At 61.3% G+C, this 18530-nt stretch carries 19 protein-coding genes; 11 read left to right on the top strand and 8 right to left on the bottom strand.

Translation table 11 applies throughout. The features are described 5' to 3' along the window. A partial coding sequence (locus HMPREF1022_RS17295; protein WP_156802933.1) for an IS5 family transposase occupies positions 1-414 on the bottom strand: 414 nt, incomplete at its 3' end. A 415-nt stretch (positions 415-829) separates the two neighbouring features. On the opposite strand from HMPREF1022_RS17295, the gene HMPREF1022_RS08140 reads away from it, so the two are divergent. The 7 genes from HMPREF1022_RS08140 to HMPREF1022_RS08110 all read left to right on the top strand — a co-directional run bounded on the left by HMPREF1022_RS08140 (position 830) and on the right by HMPREF1022_RS08110 (position 5847). After that, the gene (locus HMPREF1022_RS08140; RefSeq protein ID WP_008683389.1) at positions 830-1876 is read left to right on the top strand and encodes a flagellar biosynthesis protein FlhF; all 1047 of its coding nucleotides are present in this window, start codon (positions 830-832) and stop codon (positions 1874-1876) included. Positions 1877-1914: 38 nt separating this feature from the next. Continuing rightward, the gene (locus tag HMPREF1022_RS08135) at positions 1915-2727 is read left to right on the top strand and encodes a MinD/ParA family protein (RefSeq protein WP_009302725.1); all 813 of its coding nucleotides are present in this window, start codon (positions 1915-1917) and stop codon (positions 2725-2727) included. Between the two features lie 167 nt (positions 2728-2894). Beyond that, positions 2895-3677 carry a FliA/WhiG family RNA polymerase sigma factor gene (locus HMPREF1022_RS08130; protein WP_009302724.1) on the top strand — a complete coding sequence of 261 codons (783 nt, stop codon included), beginning with the start codon at positions 2895-2897 and terminating at the stop codon, positions 3675-3677. Positions 3678-3758: 81 nt separating this feature from the next. Further along, a complete protein-coding gene (locus HMPREF1022_RS08125; protein WP_008683386.1) occupies positions 3759-4139 on the top strand; it encodes a chemotaxis response regulator CheY in 381 nt (126 codons plus the stop codon). Between the two features lie 239 nt (positions 4140-4378). Further along, a complete protein-coding gene (locus tag HMPREF1022_RS08120; protein ID WP_008683385.1) occupies positions 4379-5053 on the top strand; it encodes a flagellar basal body-associated FliL family protein in 675 nt (224 codons plus the stop codon). 84 nt (positions 5054-5137) lie between these two features. Continuing rightward, positions 5138-5428, top strand: a complete 291-nt coding sequence (locus tag HMPREF1022_RS08115) for a hypothetical protein (protein WP_232221577.1) — start codon at positions 5138-5140, stop codon at positions 5426-5428. Beyond that, on the top strand, positions 5425-5847 hold the full coding sequence (locus HMPREF1022_RS08110) for a hypothetical protein (RefSeq protein ID WP_008683383.1): 423 nt from the start codon (positions 5425-5427) through the stop codon (positions 5845-5847). The genes HMPREF1022_RS08115 and HMPREF1022_RS08110 overlap by 4 nt, the downstream gene beginning before the upstream one ends. A gap of 253 nt (positions 5848-6100) precedes the next feature. Here HMPREF1022_RS08110 and HMPREF1022_RS08105 read toward each other — a convergent pair whose 3' ends face one another. After that, positions 6101-7015, bottom strand: a complete 915-nt coding sequence (locus HMPREF1022_RS08105) for an AraC family transcriptional regulator (RefSeq protein ID WP_009302722.1) — start codon at positions 7013-7015, stop codon at positions 6101-6103. Between the two features lie 222 nt (positions 7016-7237). Here HMPREF1022_RS08105 and HMPREF1022_RS08100 point away from each other — a divergent pair, with 222 nt between their 5' ends. Then, positions 7238-8287: an alpha/beta hydrolase gene (locus HMPREF1022_RS08100; RefSeq protein WP_009302721.1), complete on the top strand. Its 1050-nt coding sequence runs from the start codon at positions 7238-7240 to the stop codon at positions 8285-8287. Between the two features lie 64 nt (positions 8288-8351). After that, complete coding sequence (locus HMPREF1022_RS08095) at positions 8352-9545, top strand: MFS transporter (protein ID WP_008683380.1); 1194 nt, start codon at positions 8352-8354, stop codon at positions 9543-9545. Between the two features lie 83 nt (positions 9546-9628). On the opposite strand, the gene HMPREF1022_RS08090 is transcribed toward HMPREF1022_RS08095, so the two are convergent. Continuing rightward, complete coding sequence (locus HMPREF1022_RS08090; RefSeq protein ID WP_009302720.1) at positions 9629-10588, bottom strand: AraC family transcriptional regulator; 960 nt, start codon at positions 10586-10588, stop codon at positions 9629-9631. A 209-nt stretch (positions 10589-10797) separates the two neighbouring features. Here HMPREF1022_RS08090 and HMPREF1022_RS08085 point away from each other — a divergent pair, with 209 nt between their 5' ends. Beyond that, the gene (locus tag HMPREF1022_RS08085; RefSeq protein WP_009302719.1) at positions 10798-11340 is read left to right on the top strand and encodes a flavodoxin family protein; all 543 of its coding nucleotides are present in this window, start codon (positions 10798-10800) and stop codon (positions 11338-11340) included. A gap of 61 nt (positions 11341-11401) precedes the next feature. On the opposite strand, the gene HMPREF1022_RS08080 is transcribed toward HMPREF1022_RS08085, so the two are convergent. Beyond that, on the bottom strand, positions 11402-12997 hold the full coding sequence (locus tag HMPREF1022_RS08080; protein ID WP_009302718.1) for an amidase: 1596 nt from the start codon (positions 12995-12997) through the stop codon (positions 11402-11404). A gap of 345 nt (positions 12998-13342) precedes the next feature. Here HMPREF1022_RS08080 and HMPREF1022_RS08075 point away from each other — a divergent pair, with 345 nt between their 5' ends. Further along, entirely contained in the window at positions 13343-13537 is a 195-nt protein-coding gene (locus HMPREF1022_RS08075; RefSeq protein ID WP_009302717.1) for a hypothetical protein, read from the top strand. A gap of 76 nt (positions 13538-13613) precedes the next feature. On the opposite strand, the gene HMPREF1022_RS08070 is transcribed toward HMPREF1022_RS08075, so the two are convergent. From HMPREF1022_RS08070 to HMPREF1022_RS08055, 4 genes are all read right to left on the bottom strand, one after another. Beyond that, positions 13614-14696, bottom strand: coding sequence for an ABC transporter substrate-binding protein (locus HMPREF1022_RS08070; protein ID WP_009302716.1), 1083 nt, complete (start codon positions 14694-14696; stop codon positions 13614-13616). Positions 14697-14767: 71 nt separating this feature from the next. Then, positions 14768-16297, bottom strand: a complete 1530-nt coding sequence (locus HMPREF1022_RS08065) for an aldehyde dehydrogenase family protein (RefSeq protein WP_008683368.1) — start codon at positions 16295-16297, stop codon at positions 14768-14770. Between the two features lie 317 nt (positions 16298-16614). Continuing rightward, positions 16615-17409, bottom strand: coding sequence for a helix-turn-helix transcriptional regulator (locus HMPREF1022_RS08060; protein ID WP_008683366.1), 795 nt, complete (start codon positions 17407-17409; stop codon positions 16615-16617). A 380-nt stretch (positions 17410-17789) separates the two neighbouring features. After that, entirely contained in the window at positions 17790-18464 is a 675-nt protein-coding gene (locus tag HMPREF1022_RS08055; RefSeq protein WP_147568377.1) for a hypothetical protein, read from the bottom strand. Positions 18465-18530 lie beyond the last annotated feature (66 nt).

The following is an 18530-nucleotide window of genomic DNA, read 5'->3' as shown; positions in this document are numbered from 1 at the left end:
GAAATTCAACGCGCATTCAGCATTCGCGGCAACCATATGAAGCTTGGTCGTCCAGCCGCCTCTGGACTTTCCGATGGACTGCGGACCTGTTTTTTTAAGGTCCCCTGTTCCATCGGGATGAACCTTAACAATAGTACTGTCGAGAGAAACTGCTTCTATTTTAAGGCTGAGTATCTGCTCTTGTTGAAGGCGTTCAAATATACGGTCAAGAACTCCGTTCTTGCTCCAGCGGTTCATGCGCGTGTAGATGCTGTGCCAACAGCCAAAATTTTTCGGCAGTCCACGCCATTTACACCCATGCTCCGCAACGTACAGAATCGCATTCAACACCTGGAGATTGTCAAAATGGACATTACCTCTTTGGCGCGGGAAGCAGTCAGCGATTCTCTCATATTGTTCGCGAGTAATTTGCATAAGACATTCTTACGGAATACTCGCTCTTTGTCAAATAGTGTTAACAGTCCCTAGAGCAGATTAGCTTTGAAATTTTTACAAATTTCAAAGCCGGCATTCCGGCGAAAAACGTGGTTATCGTTGCTGTCGATCCCCGTATGGCTCCGTTGTCGCCAACGGGGACAGCCCTTCGGGCTGCCTTCGGTCGCTCCGCCGGAATCCACGCCGCTCCGTGTGCGGCGTTAGAGCAATTTCAAAGTGAAAATACTCTAAAGAAGAGCCGATCCATAAAACGCATTTCTGCCTCGGCAATGGAATGCGTTTTTATTTTGGCCCCTATTTTGCATTTCTCTTTTCGCCGTCAGACAAGCGACACGGCGGACGGCACGTACAGGCAACAACCGGCGGCGCAAGCCGCGAGGCAAAGGAACGGACCATGCAGGTAAAGACATTCACCGGCGCCACATCGCAAGAGGTTCTTGCCCGGATCAAGGCTGAAATGGGGCCTGAGGCCGTCATCCTGGGCAACCGTACCTACCGCAAGAACGGCGTGGTCTGTCATGAAATCACCGCCGGGCTTGAGCGGCAGGCCCCCGGCGAAGCCGGAGCGGCTTCGGGCGCGCCCAGCGGCTGGGGCGAATGGCACAAGGAGTGGATGCAGATCAAGGACCAGCTTTTTGCTCTGATGAAGCCCGCCATCCAGCTGGAGCGCCTCACCCCCCGGCAACGCGTGGCCTTGGAGTACCTGCAACGCGAGGGCGTTTCCGACGCCGTGGCCGTGGATCTGTACAAGCGCCTGCTGGCCGATCCCGGCGCGTCGGTACTGGAATGTCTCTGCGGCATGGTGCCGGTCAAGGCCTGGGGCCCGGCGCAGTGGGGCCAGCGCGTGCATCTGTTGGTGGGGCCTTTCGGCTTCGGCAAAACCAGCACCGGTTTGCGCTTTGCCCTGCATCTGCGCAAAAACGAGCCCGAAGCGCGCATCGCCTTCATCAACGCCGACTGCCTGCGCGGCAACGGCCGCCTGACCTTGCGCCACTGGGCGGAGCTTTCCAACTTCACCTATATGGAAGCCCCGGACAGGGCCGGCATGGAACAGGCCCTGGCCGCCGCCAAAAACGCCCGGGCCGTGTTCGTGGACGTGCCGGGCCTGGCGCGCGGCCAAAATCTCGCCCAGTGGCGGGCGGACATGGGCCTGGACATGCCGGAGACCGCCACGCATCTGGTGCTCTCGCCCTTTTGCGACGCGCTTCAGACACAGGAATTTTTACGGCGCTATCAGAGCGACGGGTCGGGCAGTCTGGTCTGGACCAAACTGGACGAGGCCGTGAGCTTCGGCAGCATCGTCAATGTGGCCTGCGCGGCCGGGCTGCCGGTTTCGGCGCTGTCCTTCGGCGCGGAGCTCAAGGAAAGCCTCGCCCCGGCCACGGAACCGCTGATCTGGCGGCTGATCTTCAAACGGCAAATCCCCGGCCAAGCGGCCTGAGCCTGACCGAGCCCATACAAACAATGCGGAGCAGACAGATGAGCGGCACATTCCCCCTGGTATTTTCCGTCACTTCCGGCAAGGGCGGCGTCGGCAAGACCAATCTTTCGGTCAACCTGGCGCTCTGCCTGGCCCAGCTCAACAAGCGCGTGGCGCTGATCGACGCGGACCTGGGCCTTGCCAATGTGGACGTGTTGCTGGGCCTGACCCCGCAGAAAAACCTTTTCCACCTCTTTCACGAGGGCGCGTCACTGCGGGAGATCCTCTTTCCCACGCCCTACGGCTTTTCCATTCTGCCCGCCTCCTCGGGCGTGAGCGAAATGCTCACCCTGTCCACAGGCCAGAAGCTGGAACTGCTGGAAGCCGTGGGCGAGCTGGAGGATGAGCTGGATTATCTTATTGTGGATACCGGCGCGGGCATCAGCGACAATGTGCTCTATTTCAACCTGGCCGCCCAGGAACGACTGGTGGTGCTCACCCCCGAACCCACGTCGCTGACCGACGCCTACGCCCTGATCAAGGTACTCAAGCTGACCCACGGGGTGGAGCATTTCAAGGTCTGCGTCAACATGGCCCCGGACCTCAAGACCGCCAAGGACATGTTCATCCGCCTGCACCAGGCCTGCGACCATTTTCTCAGCGGCGTCTCCCTGGACCTGGTGGGCGTGATTCCGCGCGACACGGGCGTGCGCAAGGCCGTGGTGCAGCAGCTGCCTTTCTGCGTCAGCGAGCCCCAGAACCCGGCGGCCAAAGCCGTGATGCAACTGGCCAGAAGCATTACGGCCTGGGAAGCGCCGAAAAACCTGGACGGCAACATCAAATTTTTCTGGAAGAAACTGCTCTTTCATTGATACCCGCGTCACGGCGGCATGCAAGAGAATGAAAGCGATACGATACAATACTCTCAACGGGATTATTACTCCGTCGTCCGGCCGGGCGGGCTGAGGACGGCGGCAACACAACGCGGCATGCGGGCATGCCGGAGGAAGAAGAGGCACGAACCGGAAAGGAACACGACATGAAAACCGGCACAGCGCAAGCACAACAGGTAAGTCCCTGGGAAGCGCTTGAAACCGGCGCCACAGCCTGGGAGGATTTCTCCTCGGCGGAACAGGAAGAGGTGGTGCGGCACTACGCGCCCAAGATCCGCTTTCTGGCTCTGCGGCTCAAATCCAAGCTGCCCCGCAGCGTGGAATTGGGCGAGATGATCAGCTCCGGCACTCTGGGCCTCATGGAAGCTCTGGGCAAATTTCGTCCGCAGTTGGGCATCCGCTTTGAGACCTACGCGGAAAACCGCATCCGCGGGGCCATGCTGGACGAGTTGCGCCGCCTGGACTGGTTCCCCCGCTCCCTGCGCCAGCGCGTGCGCGTGCTGGACGAGGCCATGCGCAAAGTGGAGCATGAGCAGGGCCGCCAGGCCACTGAGGAGGAACTGCAAGATATCACCGGCCTGGAGTTGCGCGATGTGCGCCAAGGCCTGGAAGCCTTGCAGAACCAGCTCTGGCTCTCCCTGGACGCCATACAGGACACCCTGGCCGGCGACGGTCCGGAAAGCGGCGGCGAACCCTACAGCAGTACGGCCCTGCGGGAACTTGTGGAACGCGTGGCCCCGCTGATCGAACGCTTGACGCCTAGAGAAAAGTTGGTACTCTCATTATATTATACAGACGAATTAAACATGCGTGAAACGGCTGAAATCATGGGTATTACCGAAGGCCGCGTCTCGCAGTTGCATTCGCAGGCCCTGGGCCGCCTGCGCAAAGAGTTTGCCAGTCTGTACGGCGATTCCGCGGAAATGTAGCGGAACCGGACTGCAGTCTTTGCGGCGCGGACGCGCCAGCGTCTCCGGCTGTTTTGCCGGATCGTCGAAGGAGTATATGTCATGCCTTACAATCCCAATATGCGTGTCCTCGTTGTGGACGACTTTTCCACCATGCGTCGTATTGTGCGCAACATTCTGCGCCAGCTCGGCTTCAATAACGTGGTGGAGGCCGACGACGGCACCACGGCCTGGGAAGTTCTCAACCGGGAAAAGGTCGAGTTCATCGTTTCCGACTGGAACATGCCCCAGATGACCGGCATCGACCTGCTGCGCAAAGTGCGCGCCAGCGAGCAGTTCGCCGACATTCCCTTTCTGATGGTCACGGCCGAGGCCCAGCAGGAAAATATCATCGAAGCGGTGCAGGCCAAGGTGTCCAATTACATCGTCAAGCCGTTCACCGCCGACACCATGAAACAGAAAATCGACAAAATTTTTCCCTAGCGCACGCCGCGCCTGGAATCGCGGCGAACAGCAAAGCCATGCCGCCGCCTCTGGACTTAAGCGGACCGCCGTCACCCGCAGGACACGCCCGCATGTTCGCGGCCCGCGTTTTTACGCAGGGCCCGCCGCATCCGTAAGCGCGGCAACGTCGTTCCGCCGGAATTTTTTCCGAGCCCTTCCTGCATGCATGGCCGCCATGCGTGACTGCAAGATGCGCCGGGCCGCCCGGGAGTAAACGCGTGGCAGACGAAACCGAACTCAAAACAGCCCCGCCCAAGGACGAAGTACAGGTCAGCCTGGGCCCCAGCCTCGGCCAGACCAAGGTGGAGCTGGACCTTGACGACGCGCCCTTCCTCCAGCCGACGGAAGATGATCTGCCCGCTGAACAGGAAGACAACCTTCCCGCCGAGCCTGAGGATCAGGCCGCCGCCCAGGCCAAGCAAAAGAAAAAAAAGCTGTTCCTGCTGGCCGCCGGGGCGGTCGTCGGCCTGCTGCTGATTCTGGGCGCGGCCGCTTGGTGGTTTTTTCTGCGCACGCCGCCGCCCGCGCCGGATACGCTCAAGCCCGAGGTCATCGTGGTGCCCTCCAAGCCCACGGTGAAAACCAAGCCGGATTACGTCAAGGAGTTCGCTCCCTTCCTTGTGCCGCGCGATGACGGCAAAAGCAAAACCCGTTTTCTGGTCTGCAAATTTTCCGCCGTGAGCAAGGACGCCGGCCTGGGCAAGGAAATGGACCAGAAGATGATTTCCCTGCGCGACGCCATGTATTATTATCTGCGCAGCAAGAGCAACGAATATCTGATGGACCCGCGCAATGGACCGGCCATCAAGCAGGATCTGGCCTCCGTGCTGAACGACTATCTGACGCATGGCAAGATTGAGGATATTCTGTTTGAAAGCTATCTGAATGAATAGGGAAGTACCGTAGTTCGGATGAGGGCGTCCTGAAGGACGCCCGGGGAATCGCCATGAGCGTCGACGCCACCATGGCCGTACTCTATGCCCAGACGGGCCTGGCCGCTCCCCTGGCCAATGCCGCCGCCGTGGCCCCCCAGGCCTCGCTGGCGATGTCGCGGGTTCTGGCCGCTGAAATGGCCCGTCAGCAACAGCAACAAATACGAAAAAACCGAAAAAGCCGAAGGCCCCAACATCGCGCCCGACGGGCGCGGCGGCAACGCGCAGTTCGGCAGCCGCCGCCGCAAGCGGCCCCAGCCGTACGACGCCGAAGACGACGAACCGCGCGCCTCTCCCTCGCCGCTGGTGGGCAATCTGCTGAACGTCAAAGTATGAACGTCACTCCTTTTCTCGCGCTGGTCATTGTCTTTTCCCTTTTGGAACTGCTCATCCTGGGCGGCGTGCTCTTCTTTTATCTGCGCCTGCGCCGCTCCGAAACCCTGCTCAACACCTTACAGGGCAATCAGGAAAGCCTGCTGGCCCGTATTGAGATGAACGCTCGCCTGGAGCGGGAAATCGTGGCGACCTTCGCCCAGCGCCAGGCCGAACTGCGCGGCCTGGACGAAAAACTGGAAGAACGCGCCCAGGAACTGCGCCGCCTGCTGGAACAGGCCGAAGGCATCTGCCGTTCGCCGCAGTTTCTGCGCGAAATCATTCTCAACGGCCGCCGCAAGGGCCTGTCCAGCCGCCAGATCGCCCGCAACGCCGGGCTCAGCGTGGATGAGGTGGAGCTGATTCTGGCTCAGAATCCGTAATAGTATGTCAGACCATTTCAATACTAATCTGCTCTAACGCCTGTTGGCACTATAGAATTTTTGTTCGCTCGCAAGGAAGATAAGCCTGCTTTGAGGGAGTGCACTCTTTTGGCACTCAGCCGAAAATGCAGGTGAAATCTGATGTGGCGAGCGGGCAAAAAATTCTATAGTGTCAACAGGCCTAGGTCCCGGTATGCAAAAGCCCCCGCGCGGATCACTCCGCGCGGGGGCTCTGTCTTGTGGACGGCGGCAGTCAGGCCGGAGCCTTTTCTCGCAAGCGACGCGCATCCCGTGCGGGCGGCGCGCCGAACAACCGCTTATACTCACGGTAGAACTGGGGCAGGTTTTCATAGCCCACGGCGTAGGCGGCACGCGCCGCGTCCGCCGTCTCCACCAGCATAAGGCGCTGCGCCTCATAGAGCCGCAGATGCTTGTGATACGCGCCGGGGCTCATGCCCGTGACGGTCTTGAAGTGTTTGCGGAATGTGGGCGGGGCCATATTCAAACGCCTTGCCAGCGCATCCACGTCCAGAGGCGCTTTGACGTTGTCGCGCAGCCAGTTGATGCCCTGAAAAACCTGGTTGCTCTTGGTGCCTTGGGTATTGAGGGCCCGGAGCAGCTCGCCCTGCGGGCCCAGGAGCAGGCGCAGATGTATCTCCCGCAGCGTGATGGGCGCGAGCACCGGAATATGCTCCGGCCTGTCCAGCAGCTCCATCAGGCGCAGAAGAGCCCTGAGCACTTCCGGGTCCGTGGGGCTCACGGCACTGCCCTTGAGCGCCTCGCGCGCCCGCGCCGGAGGCAGACCGGCAGCGAGCCGCGCGGTCAAGTGGCTGTCCAGGTCCAGGGAGAGCACCAGATAGGGCTTCTCCGGCGAGGCGTCCGTAATGTGGCTCATGTTCGGCATGTCCACGCCCGCGAGCAGACAATGCCCCGCGCCGTAGCGATACTCCTCGCCTCCCGCCACCGTCCGTTTGGCCCCCTGCACAGTGACGGCCAGAATGGGCCTGTTGAAGCAGTTTTCCGGCTTGTGGGGCTCATCCCGCCGATGCAGGACAAAACCCGGCACGGGCGTGGGATAATCACCGGGCGCGGGCATGCGCCGCAAGCACATCTCCCTGAGTAGGGCATCGGTTCTTCCGGCCCCAAGGCCGTCTTTGAGCTCGTTCACCGCAGCATCTCCTGATCTTTGCCGTGCGCGCCAGAATACCCCAGGCCGGGCAAGGGCAAAAGCCCCGGCAGAATCGTGCAAAAAACGGATAATTCCATATCTACACCGCCCGCGGCGGACCGCGCTATACAGCAGGCCATGGTGAGCGTCCCGCCGGGCGGCGTTGATCCGGCAGGCAACAGAATATTCGACGACGCTCCACACACTCAAGGAGAAATGAGCATGCGCAGATTCCGATTACTCTGCATAACGGCCACCGCGCTGGGCATATTGTCCTTCGGCGGCATTCCGGCTCTTGCCCAGGGCACGCCCCAGGAGGCCGACAACTTTTACACCGGCGAGGCAGTCAGCATGCAAAAGGTCACATTCAAGAATCAGTACAAAATGACTGTTGCGGGCAATCTTTTCCTGCCCAAGGCCTTGGATCAGAATCTGAAACATCCCGCCGTCATCGTGGGGCATCCCATGGGCGCGGTAAAGGAGCAGAGCGCGAACTTGTATGCCGCCAAGATGGTGGAACAAGGTTTCGTGGCCCTTTCCCTGGACCTCTCCTTCTGGGGGGAAAGCGAGGGCGAGCCACGCAATGCCGTTTCCCCGGACATCTATGCCGAGGATTTCAGCGCCGCTGTGGATTTTCTCGGCACCAGGCCCTTTGTCGACAGGGAACAGGTCGGGGCCATCGGGATTTGCGGCAGCGGGAGCTTTGTGCTCAGCGCCGCCAAGATTGACCCGCGCCTGAAAGCCATTGCCACGGTCAGCATGTACGATATGGGCGCGGCCAATCGCAACGGGCTCCGGCACGCGCTGACGCCGGAGCAACGCAAGCAGATCCTCCGAGAGGCGTCGGAGCAGCGTTATGTGGAGTTCAGCGGCGGCGAAACCAAATATACCAGCGGGAGCGTGCATGAACTGCATGCAAACTCCACCCCGGTTGAGCGCGAATTTTACGACTTCTACCGCACGCCGCGGGGCGAATTCACGCCCAAGGGCTCGTCGCCCCTGCTCACGACCCACCCGACTCTGACCAGCAACGTCAAATTCATGAATTTTTATCCCTTCGCGGACCTGGAAACGATCTCTCCGCGTCCCCTGCTGTTCATCGCCGGCGAAAAGGCGCACTCCATGGAGTTCAGTGAAGAGGCGTACCGGCTCGCGGCCGAGCCCAAGGAACTCTTCATTGTTCCGGATGCCGGGCACGTCGATCTCTACGACCGGCTCGACCGCATTCCCTTTGACAAGCTCACGGCTTTTTTCAGCGAAAATCTGAAGTAAGCCCTTATGAAAAAATGCCGGGGTTCCGCGCCGCTTGCGGGGCTCCGGCAGGAGATGCCATCAGATGAACGCGCACACTGCCGTTTTTCAGAGCGATACGGCGCACTGGCCCGCCGTGTTTTCCCTGTTCATGGGCGTCACATGTCTCATCGCGGCGGAATTCATGCCCGTCAGCCTGCTGACGCCCATGGCCCGGGATCTGGCCGTCACCGAAGGCATGGCCGGGCAGACGGTCACCGCCGTGGGCGTTTTCGCCGTACTCACCAGCCTGCTTCTTTCACCGCTGACCAGGGGCATGGACAGGCGACGCATTTTGCTGGCCTTTTCGCTGCTGCTGATTGTTTCAAATCTGCTTGTGGCCCTGGCCCCGAACTATTACGTCCTCCTGGCCGGACGCGGCCTGCTGGGCATCTGCGTGGGAGGCTTCTGGTCCATGGCCCCGGCGGTCACTTTGCAGCTGGTGCCCGCAAAGGATCTTCCCCGCGCGCTGAGCATCGTATACGCCGGGGTTTCAGTGGCGACCATTCTTTCCCTGCCCCTGGCCAGCTATCTCGGCCATCTGCTCGGCTGGCGCAACGTCTTTCTGCTCACCTCGCTGCTGGGCGGCGTCATGTACGCCTGGCAGTTCGCGGTCATTCCGCCGCTGCCGTCCCGCCCCGGAAACAGCTTCAGCAACATGTTCGCCCTGTTGCGGCGGAACTGGGTGCTGGCGGGCATGGGCGGCACCATTTTCAGTTACGGCGGCTATCACGTCTTTTTCACCTATCTCAGGCCGTTTCTGGAGCATGATCTCGCGCTTCAACCCGCCGCGCTGTCCTCAGTGCTCCTGGCCTTCGGCATCGCCAACTGCCTCGGCACCCTGGCCGCCGGCTTTGTTCTGGGCAAATGGTTCCGGCCCACCCTGTTCGGCGTGCACCTCGCGCTTGCCGCTGTGGCAATCCTGCTGTTTTACGTGCAGAACCGCCCGCTGAACATGATCCTGGTCATGACCTGGGGATTCCTCTTCGGCTTCATCCCGGTCAGCTGGTCCGCCTGGATTGCCCGCACGCTCGCCCACAAGGCGGAACTGGCGGGCGGCATCTCCGTGGCAGTCACCCAGTTTTCCATCGGCCTTGTGGCCGCCGTGGGCGGCCTGACCTTCGACAACCTCGGCATCAGCGGCATCTTTCTGATCGCCGTGACGTTTCTCCTCGCGGCCGCGGGCCTGGTCAGAGGCAGTTTTACGCTGTACGCCAAGGACAGAGAGCAGCTCCCCTGAAGCCCAAAAACACGATATAAAAGTCAGGCGGGCATTCAGAAAAATGTCGGCCTGACTTTTGCCCTGCGGCGGATATCGTCCGGTTAGGGGCTCTTACTTTGCTCTGATGAGGGTGTCGTCTGGGGTTCGCCCAACATCCTGACCAAATCCCTGCGCGGCGGCGCGCCGAACAGACGGCTGTATTCACGGCTGAACTGCGAGGAACTTTCATAGCCCACGGCACGGCCCGCGTGGTTGGCGTCCAGATTGCGGCTGAGCATCAGGCGCTGGGCCTCATAGAGCCGTAAACGCTTCTGAAATTGCAGGGGGCTCAGGGACGTCACCTTTTTAAACTGGCGGTGAAAGGTGGACGTGGCCATGGCGACCCGCGCGGCCAGCGCGTCCACCGACAGGGGCCGCATGTAGTTTGCCCGCAGCCAGGTTATGGCCTCGGCCACCTGATGCCCGTGGGAACCGACCGTGTGGAGCCGCCGCAGATCCCCGCCCTGCGGCCCGGCCAGCACGCGGAAGAGGACCTCCCGCACCAGCAGCGGGGCCATCAGGGCCGCCTCTTCGGGCCTGTCCAGCAGGTCGACCAGGCGCGCAAAGGCGTCGTGGACGTCGGGCTCGACCCTGGCCACGGACACGCCGAGACAGCGTCCGCCCGGAGCATCGAACGAGGATGCCGCCACGGAAGCCAGTTCCGTGGCAAGCGCCCGGTTGATCACCAGCGAGACGGCCAGCAGCGGCTGCTCCGGCGAGGCCCCGAGTATCCGGCTCTCGCTCGGCATGTCCACGCCGTTGACCAGGCAGTCCAGCTCTCCGTAGCGGAAGATCTCACGCCCGATCACGGACTCCTTGCGGCCCTGCACGATCAGGCCGACGGACGGAGCGTAAAAACAGGTATCCACCATATTCGCCGCGTTCCAGCGCGTCAGCGTCAGGCCCTCCACGGCCGTGGGCCGCCTGCCCGGCTCCGGGGCCAGACGCATGAGCGTCGTCTTCAGGCGCTCATTGGCCTCCCGCATGGCCTCTTCCCGCATGGTGATCCCGTCTGTCTGCATGGCTTTCTCCGCAAGAAACGTTGTTTTCTCCCAGCTAGCACAGGCGGCGGCAGAGGGGAAGCTCGCGGCAGAATCAGGCAAAAAATGGATAATTTTATTGCTTCATGGAGCCCAAGGCCGGGCTTATATCTGACGCAACAGCTGAAAACCCGGCAGAGGCGCGGGCATCAAGCCGCTCCCGGCCGGAAACCAAACGAGGTAAGACCAGTATGAGCAAAAAAATTCTGATCCTTTCCACCAGCCCGCGCAAGGGCGGCAATTCCGACGGACTGGCCGACGCCTTTGCCGAGGGCGCGCGGGAGGCGGGCCATCAGGTGAAAAAAATAGTCCTGTACGACAAAACCATCGGCTTTTGCAGAGGCTGTCTGGCCTGCCAGAAAACACAACGCTGCGTCATCCGCGACGATGCGGATGCCATTGCGCAAACCATGCGGTCCGCCGAGGTCATCGTCTTTGCCACGCCCATTTACTTTTATGAAATGTGCGGCCAGATGAAGACCCTGCTCGACCGCACGAACCCCCTCTTCCCCTCGGACTACGCCTTCCGGGATATTTATCTGCTGGCCAGTGCGGCGGACGGGGCGGAAAGCGCCATGGACGGCGCGGTCAAGGGCCTGCAGGGCTGGATCGACTGTTTTGAAAAGGCCCGCCTGAAAGGCGTGGTCCGGGGCGTGGGCGTGACCGGTGTTGGTGAAATTCAGAACGTCCCCGCCGCCCTGAAAGCCGCTTACGACCTGGGCAGACAGGCCTGACCCAGGCAATGCTTATGACCACGGAGGAGGGGGCGTGCTTGGGAGCGCGCCCCCTTTCAGATCAGGCCTTATTTCGGTAATCAGGGAACAGGTCGCCTTTGTACAGATGCAGCCCGGTCCGGGAATAGCCGGAAGCCACCTGGAACGCGGCGAGGTCGTCAAAAGTATTTCCCACCACCTGCATGCCGATGGGAATATTATTCCCGGCAATGCCCACCGGCACATCCACCACGGGATAGCGGCTGAGCAGGTTCCAGATATACGTCAGCACGTGCGCCATTCCTTTGACGGGTTTGCCGTTCACCATCACCGTGTCGGTGGTGGGATCATTGTCCGCCGGGAAATACGGCGTTGCCAGAGTGGGCATGAGCAGGACGCGATACCCCTTGCCGAAAACATCCTGCTGCAACTGCCGATGGAGCCGGGTCGCAAGTTCGTCGGCGGCTGCCATGGCCTCTGGGCCGCCGTTGCGCGCCTCCTTGAGGAAATGCGCGGCGTAGCTGGTGAGCTTGTCCCGATGTTGCCCGGCGTTCAGCAGCATGGCGCCGATCCCGGTGGAAAGCAGGCCGTGCATGAAGGTTTTGTACTGGCCCGCGTAGCTCCAGCCCAGCCTGACCTCGTCCACAACGGCCCCTTGGCCGCGCAGAACGGCCGCGGCATCCGCCAGCGCTTCCCGGACCGAAGGATCAATGCCCTCCGGTATCCAGCTCTCGAAATAATCAAGCGCGATTTTCACGCCCTTAAGACCCCCGTACGTGCGCGGATAGTCCAGTTTCTGCCGCAGGGCGGCATGCACCTTGGGATGCGGCCCGGTGATCACATTCTGCATCAGCACCATGTCGTCGAAGGTCCGGGCAAGGGGCCCGAGCGTCTCAAAGGTGGTCTCGGAAGTGGGAACGCGGCCGAAAGGCGCCTTAAAGCCGTAGAGCCCGCAAAGCGATGCGGGAATCCGGATCGAGCCCCCCATGTCCGAGCCTGTGGCGAGAGTTGTGAATCCGGCCGCCAGAGCCGCCCCGGACCCGCCGGAGGAGCCGCCCACCGCGTAATGGAGGTTCCAGGGGTTGCGCGTGACGCCCCACAGCCGGGACCATGTCTGGCTGTGGATATAGAGTTCCGGCACTGTGGTCTGAATGTGCAATATGGCCCCTTCAGAGAGCAGCATGTCGATGATGGCGGCGTTTTCCCCGGCCGGGGGAGCGTCCTGCAGAAGCACCGAACCCATGGTCACGCGCCAGCCGCGCACGTCGTTTTCGTCCTTGACGGCGACGGTCACGCCTTCCAGGCCCCGAGCGGAACCCGATTTATAGCGTTTTTCCGCTTCCTTGGCGGCCTGCATGGCCTGACCGAAATGCTCGTACGTAACGGCATTCACCTGACCATTGAATTTCAGATAGTCTTTCAATTCCCTGCCGCTGGTGTTCAACGGCCCGTTATATTTGTTTATTCTTTCAATCTGGGCCGTGAGGACGTCCACCGGGGACAGCGCGCCTTCCCTGAAATATTGTATCTGTTCCACAGCCGTCAGATAGGCCAGGCCCTCTTTCGCCGGAGCCCCGGCCAGGGAGGAACGAGGGAAGCCGATGGAGAAAAGCCCGGCTTCAATGGCCGCAATGGCGCTCAAACGGAGAAAGTCGCGCCGTTTTATAACAGAAATCATAATCAGTTCCTTGTATGTCTATGCCGCCGCAAGCGCTCTGCCGTTTCCGCAACGCGGCCGCAACAGCGGCGCCGCACAGCAGGGCCCACGGGCGGCTTGTTTGCCCGCGCCTTTCGCCCGAGGAGCCGCCTTCCGGGCCGTCCGGATGCGCGGCGCCCGCCCCGGCAGCGATAACCGGGAATACGCGTTCCTTATTCTATAATCATAGTTGGGAGCTTTTTCAATTCAGGAGGGATATGTTACAGATCCGGGCCCGCATCCGGATGCCGTCAAAGGCCGTGGAGAAGTCCAACAGCGGGGGCAGGCCCCGTTGTCGGGACGCGCGGAGATATATCTGATCCTCCCATGTGGAGTTACGCGCTTGCCGTATGGGGAGTGCGCCTGCCGCTTTCGTGGTGGCTGGGGCACGTGGTGCTGCGCTCTTCCGCCGGAGTCTATTGGGCCATGGTCGCCTCCCAGCTCGTCCAGTGCGCCATGCTTCTGTGGGTACTGCTGCGGGTGGACTGGAAACGCTTCGCCCTGGGCTCATCCCGCCCCTGAATGTAAAAGGCCCCGCGCGCCCAGAGCGCGCGGGGCCGGGTTCACCGCCGTTCAAGCGAGGACAGCGCCCGCAAGGCTACTTGGTATACGGCGGAATGGGCGTCTTGACCATCTTCATGAACTTGTCGGTCACGTAGTCGGCGTTCTTGACCCTTTCATATTCCTCAGGGGTGAGGCGGCCCAACTGGGTAAAGAAGGCGGCCAGATACCGCTGCCACTGCTGCGCCTCGCTCATGCCCTTGGAATTGTCCAGCAGCCTGAGCTGCTCCTCATAGTTGAAGACAGGGTGGGTTTTGATATCCTTGAGAGCCACTTCCGGGGTGTACTGCTGGCCCGCCCAGTCCATGAAGAAACGGCGGTACAGGGGCACCAGGGATTCGGCGGGCTCGTTCTTGAGCATATGGATGCCGCGCATATAGGCGCGCAGGAAGCCGGTGATGACTTCCGGATGGGCGTCGGCATACTTTTTGTCGGCCTGGATCACAATGGGCAGGGTCTGGCCGCAATTTTTGATGTTGCCCGCCAGCCTCCAGCCCTTGGCTTCGCCTACGTAGAGGTGCGGCGCCCAGAGGGCCACGCCGTCGCCGGTGCCGTTTTCAAACGCGCCCAGGGCCTGGGGCTGATCCATGTTCTTGATGACCACGTCCTTGTCCGTGAGGCCCAGCACCTTGAGCCAGGAGGAAAGGGCCATGTGCGGCGAGGACATGGTGGTGCAGAGGAAGGTCTTGCCACGCACGGTTTCCGGGCTGCCCAATACGTCGGGGAAGTCCTTGTTCCAGCCCTTGACCTTGGCGATGGGGCTGTCCGGGCGGACCAGCACGCCGTTGGTGTAGGATTCGTCATTGCCGATGGCGATCACATAGGTGTCGTAGCGCAGGCCGCCCCAGACGCCGGGCACCGCGCCGTTGCCCGCCACCACCCAGGAACCGGAGGGCGTGGCGTTGACGATGTCCATACCGGAATTGAAATAATTGACTTCGAAATCCAGGCCTTCTTCCTTGTCCCAGCCGCGCTCATGGGCCAGCCAGGCGGCGAAGGTTTCGTTTTCGTTCATCCAGCCCATGGGAACCTTGACCAATTCCTTGGCCTGCAGCACGGGCGCGGCGGCCAGGAAAAGCACGGCCGCGAGGGCCGGACCCAAAAGATTGCGCAGTTTCATCCTCATGCCTCCAGGGTGAGAGGGTGTCGGGGCGGGACGCGGGCATGCCGCGCCCCGCGAAGCCTGATGCGCTACGAAGCCACGCAGGAGCGCACGCGCGGCGCGACCGGGGCGGCCTGACCGGCCTTGCCCTTGGGATCATAGGTGCGCGTCGTGGTGACCTTGTGCTGGGTGAAGAAGTCTATGCCGCCCTTGCCCTGCACCTTGTCCGTGCCGAGCAGGGAGCCCTTGATGCCGCCGAAGGGCACATAGGGATGCGGCGCGCAGATGCCCACGTTGACGCCCACCATGCCCACATCCGTATCGCGGCTGAACACTTCCGCGTAATGCATGTTCTGGGTGAAAATGCAGGCCCCGTTGCCGTATTCCGAACTGTTGACCAGCTCGATGGCGTCGTGAATGTCCGCCACCTTGATGGTGGCCACCAGAGGACCGAACACCTCGGTGGTGAACAGGGGGTTGCAGGGCGTCACGTCGCGGATGATGCAGGGGCCGACAAAGAAACCGTTCTTGTTCTTTTCCGGCAGGTCCACCCGGCGGCGATCCAGAACCAGCTTGCAGCCCTGGCCGTGCCTGAGGGCGATATCCACGTAATTGAGTACATTGTCCGCGGCCTTGCGGGAAATCAGCGGCCCCATGTAGACGTCGGGGTCAAAGGCGTCGCCCACCTTGACGGTCTTGGAGGCCTCAATCATGCGCTCCAGCACTTCCTCGTAAACTTCCGGCACGGCGGCCACGATGGACCCGGCCAAACAGCGCTGCCCGGCGGAGCCGTAGCAGGAATTGAGGAAGTTGTTGATGAAGACGTCCATATTGCTGTCTTCCATGACCAGAAGCAGGTTCTTGGCCCCGCCCAGCAGCATGGAACGCTTGGCCCCCTTGGCGCAGCCCGCGGCCATGGCTTTGGCCGTGGGCGTGGAGCCCACCAGGCAGACGCCCGCCATGCGCGGGTCCTCATACCAGGAACCGGGAATGTCGCGGTTGCCGTGCACCACGTTGACCACGCCCGCGGGCAGCCCGATTTCCATGAAGATCTCGCAGATGAGCTGCATGAAATAGGGTGACTGGGTGGAGGGTTTGAAGATGAAGGTATTGCCCACGGCGATGGCGTAGGGAATGAACCAGCCGAAGACCAGGGCCGGGAAGTTGAAGGGAGCCACCCCGCCGAACACGCCCAGGGGCTGGCGTACCACCTTGGCCGAGATATTGGTGGAGATGTAATCCAAGGTGTCGCCCTGGATCGTGGACGGCGTGGCTGCGGCGGATTCCAGAATCTCGATCACCCGCTGCACTTCGCCGCGCGCTTCGGAAATATGCTTGGCCTGGTCCAGAGCAATGGCCTGGGCCAGTTTTTCCAGGTCCCGCACCATGCAGTCATGGATTTTGTAGATATAGGCCATGCGCTTGCCGATGGAGAGATTGCGCCAGGGCCTGTAGGCCGCATGGGCCGTGGCGATGGCCGCCTCAGCCGTGGCCGGGCCGGAAATGGGCACGCTGCCGATTTCCTCGCCGGTGGAGGGGTTGTAGAGCGGCACGCGCTTGCCGCCAGCCTCTTCCTGCCATTCGCCGTTGATGAAATTTTTGATCCTGATGTCCGACATGGCGTACCCTCCGCGTGGATACTGGTCTGTTACTAGAACGTGTTATCCTGACATGGCTTGCTCATTGGGCTGGAACCGGAGCATGTTCACATGGCTGCGATTTCAAAACGCATCCGCTCCGGGAAGTCCGGCTGATTCTTTTCCTCAATTCTCAGATAGCGTCTTTCGCGCACAGACTGCTTGCGAAAATCTGACAAAATCTGTCGGCAATCGGACAAAAAAGGCCATAAAAAAACGACTGACGCATGCGAAGGCATGGAGGGAGGAGCCACGCGTTCAGGCTTAAGGCAGTTGAAGCATTTCAAGTGCTGGATGCTTTAATTGTCGCCGCGCGCCCGGAAAACGCAGCCCGGCGTGCGCCCGAAGGCCTGCTTGAAGGTGGCGATAAAGGCTGAAATCGAGGAATAGCCGCTGTCCAGGGCCACGGAGGTGACGCTCTCGCCCTGTTTCAGACGGCTGTAGGCGGCCTGCATGCGCTGGCGCTGCCGCCAGGTGCGGAAGGAAGTGCCGGTCTCCCGGCGGAAAAGCCGGGCCAGATTGCGCTCGGACATGCCCAGGCGCTCGGCCCACTGGGCCAGGGAAGTGGACACGCCGGGCGTGGTGAGCAGGGCCGTGCACAGCTCCACCAGGCGGTGGTCGCTGGGCATGGCCAGCGGCTGCGCCTCTTCCGGCGATTCCAGAAGCAGGTCCAGCAGCACGGCCACCAGACGGCCCCGGGCATCCGCACCGTAGGAATAGGGCTGCGGCGTGAGATGCAGCAGCAATTCGCGCACCAGGGGCGTGATCTCCATCACGTGGCAGCGGGCGAAACGCTCCACCCCCAGCAGAACGCGCTGGTCGATCCAGAGGCTGCAATCCCTGGCTTCGCAAGGCACATACCATTCATGACGGCAACCGGCGGGCACCCAGACGGCCCGCTGGGGCGGGGCCAGCCAGTTGCCCTGCTCCGTGCACATGACCATGCAGCCGTGCCCGGTGTAGGCCAGCTCGCCCCAGGGATGCACATGGGGCTTGCTCCAGGTATCGGGTGGGAAGTCGTCATTAAACCAGACTACCGGCCTGGCGGCCGGATCATAGGGCGCGAGATAGCTTTTGGCTTCCAGTGGTTCCATGGACGCCCCGCAAAAGCAAATCCGAATAAAAAGGAGCCTGTTGCATGGCCCTTCGGCGCTTCCCCAGAGCAATTTCACTTTGAAATTTGTAGAATTTCAAAGCTAATCTGCTCTAGAGACTGTCGCCACGAGATGGATTTTCGTGTTATATCAAGGAGAACGAGCCTTTTATGCAGGGAGTGTACTCTTCTGGTACTCGCTTTATCCGTTGCGACGAAGGAAGCTACGGATGAAGACAGCAATGAGTTACACAAAATTCCTTTCATCGAAATCACTATCGCTATCCGTAACACAGCAGAGCTGTGAGCGGCTAGCGCGACCGAAATAAAAGGCGATGTTCGACGCGGAGATAACCGAAAAGACGCTCGTGACGACTGTCTCTAAAAGTCCAGCTTGAACTGCATGCCAAGCCCCAGCGCCGAATCCGGCTGGCTGTTGTTGGCGCTGTGATCCCGGTTCTGCTCGTCCTTGAGAATCAGCTCCGGGCCCACGCTGATGCTCAGATCCTCTCCGGCGTCCACATCGGCAAAGGCCCGCACCACATGACGGCTTTCCAGGGGCAGGCTTTCATCCGGCCGCGCGCTTTCCGTAGGCAGGCGCTCCCGCCAGGTGGCGGTTTCATTCTCCACACTGACGCCCAGTCCGCTCTTTTTCTTCTTTTTCTTTCCGGCCGCCTCATCAAGGGCGCTGTCGATGCCCGGCGTGGTATTCATGGCCTTCTTCTTGAGCCCGGCGTCTTTCACGGCGCGCTCGTGCAGATGCCGCACGGGAGTGCCCTGCCGCCAGATGGCGGCGTCGCGGTCATCCGACTGGCCGAAGGCCCAGGCACTGCCGTGCAGGGATTTCTTTTTCCCGGCGTCGGCTTTGAGTGCGCCCGGTCCCGAACGGCTTTGCCCGGAAACGGCTCCGACCGGGTGCTTGCCCGTCGCGTGGCGCGATCCGGCAGCTTGCGGCGCGGCGCGCTGTTCCGTCGCCGCGAGCGAGGCCGCGGGCCAAGGCGAACCACAGACCAGGGTCGCAAAGGTGATGAAAAACATCATCCATCTGTTCATCATATTTTTTCTTACTTCAACCAGCGCGCCTCTGTAAAGCCCGGACCGGCTTTCCTCCGGGCCCGTGTT

The sequence above is a fragment of the Desulfovibrio sp. 6_1_46AFAA genome (assembly GCF_000224635.1).
GTDB lineage: Bacteria > Desulfobacterota > Desulfovibrionia > Desulfovibrionales > Desulfovibrionaceae > Desulfovibrio > Desulfovibrio fairfieldensis.
This window is presented reverse-complemented; position numbering and strand designations above follow the sequence as displayed.